The following is an 11,904-nucleotide window of genomic DNA, read 5'->3' on the forward strand; positions in this document are numbered from 1 at the left end:
GTTCACTTTCGTGGCAGACAACAGCAAGGGGGGCTTATGAGACGCAGAGCGGGAGCGATCCTCGCCGCGGCTTCACTGCTGATCGCGGGACTGGCGGCGACACCCGTCGCCGGAGCGCAACCTCGGAGCGCGAGCGCCGGCACCGACGGCGAAGCCGTCTCCGTATGGCGCGCGAAGGTCACCAAGGAACAGGTACCGCTGCTGCTCGAAGCGGGTACCGACGGCCATGAGCTGACGGAACAGGTGCCCGAGAAGGGCTCCGCCACGCTGGAGCTGTACCTCACCGGCGCACAGGCCGGGCAGCTGCGCGGCAAGGGCGTCGAACTCGCCGAGCACACCCTCTCCGCCAGGGCCGAGAAGCGGGTCGCGGGTGCCGGTGACGGCGTCTTCCGCCCGTACAGCGGTGCGGGCGGCCTCAAGCAGGAGATCCTGGCCACCTCGCAGGCCCACCCGGACCTCACGAAGGTCGTCTCCATCGGCCGGACGGTCAAGGGGCAGGACATCCTCGCCGTCAAGGTCACCAAGGGCGCCAAGAAGGTCAGGGACGGCTCGAGGCCCTCGACCCTCTACATGTCCAACCAGCACGCCCGTGAGTGGATCACTCCCGAGATGACGCGGCGGCTGCTCCACCACTACCTCGACGGGTACGGCACGGACCCGCGGATCACGAAGATCGTCGACTCCACCGAACTCTGGTTCGTGCTCTCCGCCAACCCGGACGGCTACGACTTCACCCACGCCGACCCCGCCAACCGCCAGTGGCGCAAGAACCTGCGCGACAACGACGGCGACGGCCGCGTGCAGTCCGGCGACGGCGTCGACCTCAACCGCAACTTCGCCTACAAGTGGGGCTACGACAACGAGGGTTCGTCGCCCGACCCGGCCGACGAGACCTACCGCGGCACCGGCCCGATGTCCGAGCCCGAGACGAAGGCTCTCGACGCCTTCCAGAAGCGAATCGGCTTCCGGTACGGCATCAACTACCACTCCGCCGCCCAGCTGCTGCTCTACGGCGTCGGCTGGCAGGTCGCCACCGACACCCCCGACGACGTCGTGCTCAAGTCGCTGGCCGGTACCCCGCAGAAGTCCGCCGTGCCGGGATACCGCCCGCAGGTCTCCTCCGAGCTCTACACCACCAACGGCGAGGCCGACGGACACGCGGCGAACGTCAACGGGATGCAGATGTTCACCCCTGAGATGTCGACCTGCGCCACCGCCTCCCGCGTCGACCCGAACGACGCCTGGGAGCCCGCCGACTGCGCCTCCGTCTTCACCTTCCCGGACGACGAGAAGCTGATCCAGGCGGAGTTCGCCAAGAACGTCCCGTTCGCGCTCGCCGTCGCCGAGACCGCCGCCCACCCGGACCGGCCCGTCTCCGTCACCGGCCTCGACGCGCCGGACTTCACCCCGCACACCTTCGCCACCTCCTACGCCCGCGGCGGCGACCAGGAGGTCTCCGTCACCGCCCGCAGGTCGCTGCGGTCCAAGGAGCTCAAGTACCGCGTCAACGGCGGCCGTACGCACTCCGAGCGCCTTCGGGCCTGGGAGGGCGGCGAGACGTACGGCGGCGAGGACAACCTCTACTTCGACCAGTACCGGGCCGAGGTCGAGGACGCCGACCCGGGCGACACCGTCGAGGTCTGGTTCACCGCCCGCACCCGTGAGGGCAGGACGACCTCCTCCGCCCCCTTCACCTACACCGTGGCCGAGCGGCCCCGCGGCGACGTGCTCGTCCTCGCCGAGGAGGGCGGCACCACCGCCGCCCGGCACACCGCCGCGTACCGGGCGGCGCTCGCCGGCACCGGCCGCTCCTCCGCCGTCTGGGACGTCGCCACCCAGGGCGCCCCCGACCCGCTCGGCGTGCTGAGCCACTTCCGTACGGTCGTCTGGTACACCGGCGCCGAGGAGCCCTCGGGCCCCGTCACGATGGCCGTACGGGACTACCTCAACGAGGGCGGCAAGCTCGTCAACGCCGGTGAGAAGTCCGGCGGACTCGTCGACATCGGCCGGGCGACGTCCAACGACTTCGCCCAGTACTACCTCGGCGCCTACCACCGGGCCGGACTGAACGGCCCGCCGTCCTTCGCCGGAGCCGGCGGATTCGGCGGCGCCACCGGCACCCTCGGCGGCGCGGCGGACAACCCGCTCGACAACGCCGGGGCGTACACCGTCACCTCGGACACCCTGAAGCCGCGGGAGTTCCCGCAGTTCGGCAGCAGCCGGTCCGCCGGCGACTACCCGGGCGTCCGCACCCCCTTCGAGCCGTACGAGGGCACGTCCTTCGCCGCCGTCCGGCACGTCGACGACACCTGGACGCGGCTCAGCCGCACCGTCGACCTCTCCGCCGTCACCGCGGCGGACGCGCCGAGCCTGCGCTTCCAGGTCAGCTACGACACCGAGCCCGGCTACGACAACCTCGTCGTCGAGGCCCACACCGTCGGCCAGGACGACTGGACCACGCTGCCCGACGCCAACGGCGGCACCTCCGCCGCCGAGCCGGCCGACTGCGGCGAGGGCTACTACGTCCAGGGCCACCCCTTCCTCGCCCACTACCTGACCGTCGGCGAGGACGGCTGCGCCACGACCGGCACCACCGGCGCCTGGCACGCCTTCACCGGCCCGTCCAACGGCTGGCGGCAGGCGTCGATCGACCTGAGTGCCTACGCGGGCAAGCAGGTCGAGCTGTCGATCTCGTACGTCTCGGACCCCGGGACCGGCGAGATGGGCGCCTTCGTCGACGACACCGCGCTCGTCGTCCGCGGCACGGCGGGCCAGAGCGAGGGCTTCGAGACCTCCCTCGGCGCCTGGTCCGTACCGGGTCCGCCGGCCGGCAGCCCCGGCAACGGCACCGAGTGGACCCGGTCCGCGGGGCTCTTCCACTCCCAGGCAGCGGTCACCACCCGTGACACCGTTCTCCTCGGTTTCGGCCTGGAGCACGTCACGAGTACGGCGCAGCGCACGGCACTCCTCCGCAAGGCGCTCGGCACGCTGCACGGCTGAGCGGGCACCCGCACCTTTGATCACAGTCAGTGATCGGGACGAAATGGGCACCGTGGCCCGAACCTGCCGGTAATAACGGGCCACGGTGCTTTCACTAGGCATTTCGACCGCACGCGATGTCACTCTGAGCCGATGAGAGAGGTAGGGTCGTAAGCGGTCGGGGACATCCCTAAAAAAGAATCTCGCCGGCGTCGAACCCGGCGTACTCTCACGAGGAGATCGGTTCGTGACGATCCGCGTAGGCATCAACGGCTTTGGCCGCATCGGTCGCAACTACTTCCGGGCGCTCCTTGAGCAGGGTGCCGACATCGAGATCGTGGCTGTCAACGACCTGGGTGACACCGCGACCACTGCTCACCTGCTGAAGTACGACACGATCCTGGGACGCCTCAAGGCCGAGGTCACCCACACCGCCGACACCATCACCGTCGACGGCCACACCATCAAGGTGCTCTCGGAGCGCAACCCGGCCGACATCCCCTGGGGCGAGCTGGGCGTCGACATCGTCATCGAGTCGACCGGCATCTTCACCAAGAAGGCCGACGCCGAGAAGCACATCGCCGGTGGCGCGAAGAAGGTCCTCATCTCGGCTCCGGCCAAGGACGAGGACATCACCATCGTCATGGGCGTCAACCAGGACAAGTACGAGCCGGCGAACCACCACGTCATCTCGAACGCGTCCTGCACCACCAACTGTGTGGCGCCGATGGCCAAGGTTCTCGACGAGAACTTCGGCATCGTCAAGGGCCTGATGACCACGGTCCACGCGTACACCAACGACCAGCGCATCCTGGACTTCCCGCACTCCGACCTGCGCCGCGCCCGCGCCGCCGCGGAGAACATCATCCCGACCACGACGGGCGCCGCCAAGGCCACCGCCCTGGTCCTCCCGCAGCTCAAGGGCAAGCTGGACGGCATCGCCATGCGCGTCCCGGTCCCGACCGGTTCGGCCACCGACCTGGTCGTCACGCTGCAGCGCGAGGTCACCAAGGACGAGGTCAACGCCGCGTTCAAGAAGGCCGCCGACGACGGCGACCTGAAGGGCATCCTCTTCTACACCGAGGACCCGATCGTCTCCTCGGACATCGTCAGCGACCCGGCCTCCTGCACCTTCGACTCCTCCCTGACCATGGTCCAGGAGGGCAACTCGGTGAAGATCCTCGGCTGGTACGACAACGAGTGGGGCTACTCGAACCGCCTCGTCGACCTCACCGTCTTCGTGGGCAACCAGCTCTAAAGCCTCCGGAACCGGCACCTCGATGTGAGTACAGGGCTCGGACAGCGCGATGATGCGCTGTGCGAGCCCTGTCTCGTGTGCTTCACCGCGTACCAAGGAGTCAGTAGAAGATGAAGACCATCGACGAGCTTCTCGCCGAAGGCGTCGCCGGCCAGCGCGTATTCGTCCGCGCCGACCTCAACGTGCCGCTCGACGGCACCACCATCACCGACGACGGCCGCATCCGCGCCGTCCTGCCCACGGTCAAGGCGCTCGCCGACGCCGGCGCCCGGGTCGTCGTCGCCTCGCACCTGGGCCGCCCCAAGGGTGCCCCGGACCCGGCGTTCTCCCTCGCCCCGGCCGCCGCGCGCCTCGGCGAACTGCTCGGCGCCGAGGTGGCGTTCGCGACCGACACGGTCGGCGAATCCGCCCGGTCGACCGTCGCCGGCCTCACCGACGGCCAGGTCGCCGTCGTCGAGAACCTCCGCTTCAACGCCGGCGAGACCTCCAAGGACGACGCCGAGCGCGGCGCGTTCGCGGACCAGCTGGCCGCCCTCGCCGATGTCTACGTCGGCGACGGCTTCGGCGCCGTGCACCGCAAGCACGCCTCGGTCTTCGACCTCCCGGCCCGGCTGCCGCACGCCGCCGGCTACCTCATCGCCACCGAGGTCGGCGTCCTGAAGAAGCTGACCGACGACGTCAAGCGTCCGTACGTGGTCGTCCTGGGCGGCGCCAAGGTCTCCGACAAGCTCGCCGTCATCGACGCGCTGCTCGGCAAGGCCGACCGTCTCCTCATCGGCGGCGGCATGGCGTACACCTTCCTCTACGCCCAGGGCCATGAGGTCGGCATCTCCCTGCTCCAGAAGGACCAGGTGGAGACCGTCAAGGAGTACATGAAGCGGGCCGAGGAGAACGGCGTCGAGCTCGTGCTCCCGGTCGACGTGCTCGTCTCCTCGGACTTCCCGGACCTGAAGACCAAGGCCCCGGCCGACTTCGAGACCGTCGACGCCGACAAGATCCCGTCGACGAAGGAGGGCCTCGACATCGGCCCGAAGACGCGTGAGCTGTACGCGTCGAAGCTGGCCGACGCCGAGACCGTCTTCTGGAACGGCCCCCTCGGTGTCTTCGAGCACCCCGACTACGCGGGCGGGACCAAGGCCGTCGCGCAGGCCCTGCTCGACAGCCCCGGCTTCACCGTCGTCGGCGGTGGCGACAGCGCCGCCGCGGTCCGCACCCTGGGCTTCGACGAGAATGCCTTCGGCCACATTTCGACCGGCGGCGGCGCCTCCCTCGAGTACCTCGAGGGCAAGACGCTCCCCGGCCTCGCCGCACTGGAGGACTGAACACCTGTGAGCAGCACCCGCACCCCGCTGATGGCGGGCAACTGGAAGATGAACCTCAACCACCTGGAGGCCATCGCCCACGTCCAGAAGCTCGCCTTCGCGCTGACCGACAAGGACTACGACGCCGTCGAGGTCGCGGTCCTGCCGCCCTTCACCGACCTGCGGTCCGTCCAGACCCTGGTCGACGGCGACAAGCTCAAGATCAAGTACGGCGCCCAGGACATCTCGGCGCACGACTCCGGTGCGTACACCGGCGAGATCTCGGGCCTCATGCTGTCCAAGCTGAAGTGCGCCTACGTCGCCGTGGGCCACTCCGAGCGCCGGCAGTACCACGCCGAGACGGACGAGATCTGCAACGCCAAGGTGAAGGCCGCGTTCAAGCACGGCATCACCCCGATCCTCTGCGTCGGCGAGGGCCTGGACGTCCGCAAGGCCGGACAGCAGGTCCAGTACACGCTCAACCAGCTCGACGGCGGTCTGAAGGACCTCCCGGCCGAGCAGGCCGAGTCCATCGTGATCGCGTACGAGCCGGTGTGGGCCATCGGTACCGGCGAGGTCGCCACCCCCGAGGACGCGCAGGAGGTCTGCGGGGCGATCCGCGGCCGTCTCGCGGAGCTGTACTCGCAGGAGCTGGCCGACAAGGTCCGCATCCAGTACGGCGGCTCGGTCAAGGCCGGAAACGTGGCCGCGATCATGGCGCAGCCCGATGTCGACGGTGCCCTGGTGGGCGGCGCGGCGCTGGACTCCGACGAGTTCGTCAAGATCGTCCGCTTCCGGGATCAGTGACCTGATCGGTGAGTAGGCGGTAGCGACGATCCGTCGTACCCTTGCGGGGGTCGGGCGCGAGATGCCCGGCCCCCGTCCGTATAAGTCCGAGGAAGTTGGTCCAGCCGTGGTTATGGGGTTCTCGATCGCCCTGATCGTCTTCAGCGCGCTGCTGATGCTGCTCGTGCTGATGCACAAGGGGAAGGGCGGCGGCCTCTCCGACATGTTCGGCGGTGGCATGCAGTCGTCCGTCGGTGGATCCTCGGTTGCCGAGCGCAACCTGGACCGCATCACCGTCGTGGTCGGTCTGCTGTGGTTCGCGTGCATTGTCGTACTTGCGCTTCTGATGAAGTTGGACGTGTAACTCCAATCACTGGACGCGCGTTGGGCCTTACGTAGACTGGGGCATCTTCGAGCACCATCACGCAGGGAGTTACGACCGTGGCAAGTGGCAACGCGATCCGGGGAAGCCGGGTCGGAGCGGGGCCGATGGGGGAGGCCGAGCGGGGCGAGTCGGCGCCGCGCCTCCGCATCTCCTTCTGGTGCTCGAACGGGCACGAGACGCAGCCGAGCTTCGCCAGTGACGCACAGGTTCCGGAGACGTGGGACTGCCCGCGCTGCGGCTTCCCGGCCGGTCAGGACCGGGACAACCCGCCGGACCCGCCGCGCACCGAGCCGTACAAGACGCACCTCGCGTACGTGCGTGAGCGGCGCAGCGACGCGGACGGCGAGGCGATCCTCGCGGAGGCGCTCGCCAAACTGCGCGGCGAGATCTGAGCGTGGTGTGACGGTGTGACGAACGGGCTCCGCCCGCGAACTCGGTTCGCGGGCGGAGCCCGTTCGCGTACGCCGCCCACTGTGGCGGTGGTTGCCGTTTCAGCGGTGGTTGCCGGGAATGTGCGCGGTGAGCGCCATCGCGGCGGTCGCCCGCGCGTACGTCAGCTGCGCCACGCGCGCGTAGAGGCAGTCCAGGATCAGCAGCACCGAATGCCGGGTGCCGAAGCCGCCGCGCCGGAAGCCGGTCTCGGCCGAGGTCGACGTCAGATGGAGCGAGGCGGCGCGGGCGACGGGGGAGCGGGGGTCGCCGGTCACCGCGACGGTCCGCGCGCCCCGTTCGGCCGCGAGCCGCAGCGGCGAGAGGACCTCGCGGGTCGCGCCCGAGTGGGAGAGCGCCACCACCGCGTCCGCGGGCGTGAGCAGCGCTGCCGAGGTCTCCGCGGCGTGGACCTCCGTCCAGCCGCGGGCGTCGCAGCCGATGCTGAAGAGCCGCGCCTCGGTCTCCAGGGCCACGACGCCGGAGGCGCCGACGCCGTAGACGTCGATGCGGCGGGCGTCGGCGAGGATCCGCGCGGCCCGCTCCAGCGCGTCGAGGTCCAGACGCTCGGCCGTGCGGCGCAGCGCCCCCAGGTCGGCCTGGGCGACGGCGGCGACGACCTGGTCGAGCGGATCGTCGGGGCCGATGTCCGGCCCCAGGGGCTGTTCCTGTCCGCCGCGTTCGTTCTCGCCGCGCTCCTGCGCGAGGGCGAGCAGCAACTCCTGGTACGAGCCGAGGCCGAGGGCGTGGCAGAAGCGGGTCACGGTCGCCTGGGACGTGCCGGTGCGGCGGCCCAGCTCCGCGGCGGAGACCCCGGCCACGCGGTCCGGAGCGTCGAGGACCCAGACGCCGACCTTGCGCAGAGAACCGGACATGCGGGGCAGTTCGGAGCGGATCAGCGTGGTGATCACGGGCGCGTTCCCTCCTGCCCTGCCTGGTGCGCGGGTCTTGTCGAGCGGTGAATCTATCAACCACCATGCGGGCTGATGAACGAATCCGGGATTCAGCCGTGCGTGCTCGGGATCGACGCCGGGGGCACGCGGACCAGGGCGCGGCTCGCCGACGCGGGGACGGGCGCGGTGCTCGGGGAGGGCGTGGGCGGCGCGGGGAACGTGCTGAGCGTCGCCTCCGCCGATCTCGTACGGAACCTGGCGCGGGCCGTGCGGGGCGCCGTGCCGCGCGGCGGGGCGGGCGCGGTCGTCTCCGTCGTCGCCGGCTTCGCGGGCGGCGGGCCCGGTGGAGGGGTCGAGAAGGCCGGTTCGGCGCTCGCCGCGGCGCTGTCCGGTGTCGGCGTGGCCCCGGACCGGGTCGAGGTCGTGGGGGACGCGGACATCGCCTTCGCCTCCGGGCCGGGCGCCCCGGCGGACGGGCTCGTGCTGATCGCGGGCACCGGCGCCGCCGCCGCGCGGGTGGAGCGGCGCAGGGTGGTTCGGACCGCGGACGGGGACGGCTGGCTCCTCGGCGACGCGGGCAGCGGGTACTGGCTCGGGCGAGAGGCGCTCCGAGCGGTCCTGCGCTCGCTGGACGGCCGCGGCCCGGCCACGAGCCTCACGGAGGCGGTCGGGGAGGTGTGCGGGGCACTGACCAAGGAGGCCGTCGTCGGGTACGGATTCGGCGGCCACCCCGTACGTCTCGCGGCGCTCAGCCCCCTCGTGGTGGAGGCGGCACGGACCGGGGACGCGACGGCGGGCTCCCTCCTCGACCGCGCGGCGGACGAACTGGCGTCCACCATCGGCGCGTTGGCGCCGTGTCCGGGCGAGCCGCTGGTCGTCACGGGAGGCCTGCTGGGGCCTGGCGGCCCGCTGCTGCCGCGTTTCGCCGAGCGGGTGGAGGCGGCGGGTCTGGTCCCGTCCCCGGTGCCGGACGGTCTGGCGGGCGCGGTGGCCCTGGCCCGGCTCCGGTAGGCGGCAGCGGTCCGGAGGCGGCTCAGTCGGTGCTGTCCGGACCCGGTTCGGGCTTCGTGTGGAGGATGGCGCGGGCCTGTTCCGCCGCGCGGGCGGTGCTTTCGGAGACGTGGTCGAGGAAGCGGGCGATGTTCTCGAGGCGGTTGCCGACGGGGGTGCCGGAGCCGAGGACGCCGACGCCCTGCCGCGCGATGTCGCTTATGTGGGCGGTGGAGCGGGCGCTGGCCATCATCGACTGGTACCAGACGTCGTCGTCCACGACGTAGCGCTCGCGGCGGCGTTCGTCGCGCTCCCGGCGGATCATGCCCTGGCCTTCGAGGAACGTGACGGCCTTGGAGACGGACGCCGGACTGACCTGGAGACGTCCGGCGAGTTCGGACGCGGTGAGGCTGCCCGAGTCGGCGAGGCAGAGAGAGGCCATCACCCGGGACATCATCTTGGGCATGCCCGACTGCATCATCACGGTGGTGAACACCTCCTCGTACTCGCGTGCGGCTTCGGTGTCGCGACCGTGGGCCTGCGGGGGTGCCTGCGACGGCGTGGCCTGCCTGCGGCGGTGGGCACGGCGCTCGGTCGCGCGGTGGGCCAGGTCGGCGCGGTAGGCGGTGGGGCCGCCGTTGCGCATCACTTCACGCGTGACCGTGGAGGTCGGGCGTCCCAGGCGCCTGGCGATCTCGGCGTAGGCGAGGCCGTCGGCCAGTCCCAGTGCGATCTGCTGTCGTTCGGGCTGGGTGAGCCTGCCTCCGGGCATCGCGGTCTCCTTCATGATCCGTAGAGATCGCCAGCATAGCGTTCACCGCGATTCATTGCAACGAACTGAACGAGTGTTGTTGCGTTGCGTTCAGAACTGTTGCAACGATTTCCCGGCTCTTACCTGCAATAACACAGTTGAAGCGCAACGACTGTGTTGCCGATGTCATGAACGCAACGTAGCTTTCCACTATCAGAAACGACGGGCCGACAGAGCGCCCGCCGCTGAACGAGGAGAGCACCATGCAGAAGTTCGCCACCACCGCCGCCGTCTCCGCCGTCCTGGACGTCCCCGCCGGACGCATCCAGTTCATCGCCGCCGACCGGACCGACGTCACCGTCGAGGTCCGCCCCGCGAACGCCTCGAAGAGCCGGGACGTCCAGGCGGCGAAGGAGACCACGGTCGACTTCACCGACGGTGTCCTGCGGGTCCAGGCCCCGGAGGCGAAGAGCCAGATCCTCGGCGGCTCCGGATACGTCGAGGTGACGGTCCAGCTGCCCGCCGGCTCCCACGTCGAGGCGAAGGGCGCCGACGCCGAACTCCGCGGTGTGGGGCGGCTCGGCCAGGTCGCCTTCGCGGCCGCGCAGGGCACGGTCAAGCTCGACGAGGCGGAGACCGCCCGGCTGACCCTCCAGGCCGGCGACGTCTCGGTCGGCCGCCTGGGAGGCGACGCGGAGATCCGCACCCTCAAGGGCGACCTGCGGGTCACCGAGGCCGTGCGCGGCGCGGTCGTCCTGCGCACCGAGGCCGGCGACGTGACGGTCGGCGCCGCCCGCGGCGTCTCCGCCTCCCTGGACGCCGGGACCTCCTACGGCCGGATCCACAACGCGCTCAAGAACGCCGACGGCACCCCCGGCCTGGCCATCCACGCCACCACCGCCTACGGCGACATCACCGCCCGCAGCCTCTGACGCCCCTCACCGACGGAAAAGGAGCACACCTCATGTCCCCCACCCTTGCCGTACAGGACCGCCCCGAACTGCAGAAGGCCATCCAGGAGATCGTCGATTCCGGATTCGCCGGGGTCCAGCTGCGCGTGAACGACGAGCGGGGCGAATGGGTCGGCAGCGCCGGAGTGCGCAAGCTCGGCGAGAGCGCCGCCCCGGCGACCGACGGGCGGTTCCGGATCGGCAGCACCACCAAGACCTTCACCGCTACCGTCGTGCTGCTGCTGGTGGCCGAGGGCAGGATCGGGCTGGACAGCCCGGTGGACGACCACCTGCCCCGGTTCGGCCTCGACCGCCGGATCACGGTGCGGATGCTGCTCCAGCACACCAGCGGGCTGTTCAACCACACCGGGGAGTACTACGACGACGGGACGGTCGCGCCGGGCATTCCCTGGCAGGGGCAGGAGTACGTGGACCGTCAGTTCCACACGTACGAACCGGAGGAGCTCGTACGCCTCTCCCTGTCCAGGCCGGCGCGGTTCGAGCCGGGCGCGGACTGGAGCTACTCCAACACCAATTACGTGCTGGCCAAGCTGCTGGTCGAGGAGGTCACCGGCAACTCGCTGGCGGAGGAGACGGAGCGGCTGATCCTGCGGCCGCTGGGGCTGTCGGGCACCGTGGTGCCGGGCGCCTCGCCGGAGATCCCCGAGCCGCACGCGCACGGCTACTACCGGTACGAGGACGCCGGCCAGTGGAAGGTGGTCGACGTCACCCGATTCAACGTCTCCTGGATCTCCGCCGCCGGCGACATGATCTCGACCACCGAGGACCTCCACACCTTCTTCTCCGCCCTGTTGGGCGGCAGGCTCCTGCCCGCCCCGCTGCTGGCCGAGATGTGCACGCCGCACCCCAAGCTCGGCTACGGCCTCGGGGTCTTCGTGGAGGAGACGGACGACGGCGGGACGATCCTCCACCACAACGGCGGCTTCTTCGGCTGGGCGGCGCTGATGTACAGCACGCCCGACGGCAGCAGGACGCTGACCGCCTCGCTGACCACAGGGGACGCCGACCTCGACTTCGCCGCAACGGCGGCGGCCTTCCAGAAGGCGCAGAAGACGCTCGTCGGCGAGGTGTTCGGCGGGCGGGCCGAAGCCGCCGCGACTCGGTAGGCCGTCCCTGCGGGCCTTGACGGTGGTCGGGCAGGCTGGTTCATTGAATCGGAAC

At 70.5% G+C, this 11,904-nt stretch carries 11 protein-coding genes; 9 read left to right on the plus strand and 2 right to left on the minus strand.

The window, feature by feature from the left end; genetic code table 11:
- Window positions 1-36 precede the first annotated feature (36 nt).
- The 6 genes from ACF1G2_RS11105 to ACF1G2_RS11130 all read left to right on the plus strand — a co-directional run bounded on the left by ACF1G2_RS11105 (window position 37) and on the right by ACF1G2_RS11130 (window position 7,101).
- On the plus strand, window positions 37-3,000 hold the full coding sequence (locus ACF1G2_RS11105) for a M14 family zinc carboxypeptidase (protein WP_391797995.1): 2,964 nt from the start codon (window positions 37-39) through the stop codon (window positions 2,998-3,000).
- A gap of 226 nt (window positions 3,001-3,226) precedes the next feature.
- Window positions 3,227-4,237, plus strand: a complete 1,011-nt coding sequence (gap, locus tag ACF1G2_RS11110) for a type I glyceraldehyde-3-phosphate dehydrogenase (RefSeq protein ID WP_352186288.1) — start codon at window positions 3,227-3,229, stop codon at window positions 4,235-4,237.
- A gap of 110 nt (window positions 4,238-4,347) precedes the next feature.
- A complete protein-coding gene (locus tag ACF1G2_RS11115; RefSeq protein ID WP_391797996.1) occupies window positions 4,348-5,559 on the plus strand; it encodes a phosphoglycerate kinase in 1,212 nt (403 codons plus the stop codon).
- A gap of 30 nt (window positions 5,560-5,589) precedes the next feature.
- Window positions 5,590-6,345, plus strand: coding sequence for a triose-phosphate isomerase (tpiA, locus tag ACF1G2_RS11120; RefSeq protein WP_391798138.1), 756 nt, complete (start codon window positions 5,590-5,592; stop codon window positions 6,343-6,345).
- 112 nt (window positions 6,346-6,457) lie between these two features.
- On the plus strand, window positions 6,458-6,688 hold the full coding sequence (secG, locus tag ACF1G2_RS11125; RefSeq protein WP_137990086.1) for a preprotein translocase subunit SecG: 231 nt from the start codon (window positions 6,458-6,460) through the stop codon (window positions 6,686-6,688).
- 77 nt (window positions 6,689-6,765) lie between these two features.
- On the plus strand, window positions 6,766-7,101 hold the full coding sequence (locus ACF1G2_RS11130) for an RNA polymerase-binding protein RbpA (RefSeq protein WP_003976875.1): 336 nt from the start codon (window positions 6,766-6,768) through the stop codon (window positions 7,099-7,101).
- A 99-nt stretch (window positions 7,102-7,200) separates the two neighbouring features.
- Here the strand turns inward: ACF1G2_RS11130 and ACF1G2_RS11135 are convergent, their stop codons facing one another.
- Entirely contained in the window at window positions 7,201-8,049 is an 849-nt protein-coding gene (locus ACF1G2_RS11135; protein ID WP_391797997.1) for a MurR/RpiR family transcriptional regulator, read from the minus strand.
- A 75-nt stretch (window positions 8,050-8,124) separates the two neighbouring features.
- Here ACF1G2_RS11135 and ACF1G2_RS11140 point away from each other — a divergent pair, with 75 nt between their 5' ends.
- Window positions 8,125-9,042 (plus strand): N-acetylglucosamine kinase, encoded by a 918-nt coding sequence (locus ACF1G2_RS11140; protein WP_391797998.1) that lies wholly within the window; start codon window positions 8,125-8,127, stop codon window positions 9,040-9,042.
- 22 nt (window positions 9,043-9,064) lie between these two features.
- Here ACF1G2_RS11140 and ACF1G2_RS11145 read toward each other — a convergent pair whose 3' ends face one another.
- Window positions 9,065-9,793, minus strand: a complete 729-nt coding sequence (locus tag ACF1G2_RS11145) for a helix-turn-helix domain-containing protein (RefSeq protein ID WP_391797999.1) — start codon at window positions 9,791-9,793, stop codon at window positions 9,065-9,067.
- A 242-nt stretch (window positions 9,794-10,035) separates the two neighbouring features.
- Between ACF1G2_RS11145 and ACF1G2_RS11150 the strand changes: the two genes are divergently transcribed.
- Window positions 10,036-10,704 (plus strand): DUF4097 family beta strand repeat-containing protein, encoded by a 669-nt coding sequence (locus ACF1G2_RS11150; protein WP_391798000.1) that lies wholly within the window; start codon window positions 10,036-10,038, stop codon window positions 10,702-10,704.
- A gap of 32 nt (window positions 10,705-10,736) precedes the next feature.
- Window positions 10,737-11,849: a serine hydrolase domain-containing protein gene (locus ACF1G2_RS11155; RefSeq protein WP_391798001.1), complete on the plus strand. Its 1,113-nt coding sequence runs from the start codon at window positions 10,737-10,739 to the stop codon at window positions 11,847-11,849.
- Window positions 11,850-11,904 lie beyond the last annotated feature (55 nt).

Source organism: Streptomyces sp. NPDC013457 (assembly GCF_043089925.1).
Classification (GTDB): domain Bacteria; phylum Actinomycetota; class Actinomycetes; order Streptomycetales; family Streptomycetaceae; genus Streptomyces.

Coding starts and splice junctions, on each gene's coding strand:
- ACF1G2_RS11105 (WP_391797995.1), top strand. CDS start 37: ATGAGACGCAGAGCGGGAGCGATCCTCGCCGCGGCTTCACTGCTGATC.
- ACF1G2_RS11115 (WP_391797996.1), top strand. CDS start 4,348: ATGAAGACCATCGACGAGCTTCTCGCCGAAGGCGTCGCCGGCCAGCGC.
- tpiA (WP_391798138.1), top strand. CDS start 5,590: ATGGCGGGCAACTGGAAGATGAACCTCAACCACCTGGAGGCCATCGCC.
- secG (WP_137990086.1), top strand. CDS start 6,458: ATGGGGTTCTCGATCGCCCTGATCGTCTTCAGCGCGCTGCTGATGCTG.
- ACF1G2_RS11140 (WP_391797998.1), top strand. CDS start 8,125: ATGAACGAATCCGGGATTCAGCCGTGCGTGCTCGGGATCGACGCCGGG.
- ACF1G2_RS11145 (WP_391797999.1), bottom strand. CDS start 9,793: ATGCCCGGAGGCAGGCTCACCCAGCCCGAACGACAGCAGATCGCACTG.
- ACF1G2_RS11150 (WP_391798000.1), top strand. CDS start 10,036: ATGCAGAAGTTCGCCACCACCGCCGCCGTCTCCGCCGTCCTGGACGTC.
- ACF1G2_RS11155 (WP_391798001.1), top strand. CDS start 10,737: ATGTCCCCCACCCTTGCCGTACAGGACCGCCCCGAACTGCAGAAGGCC.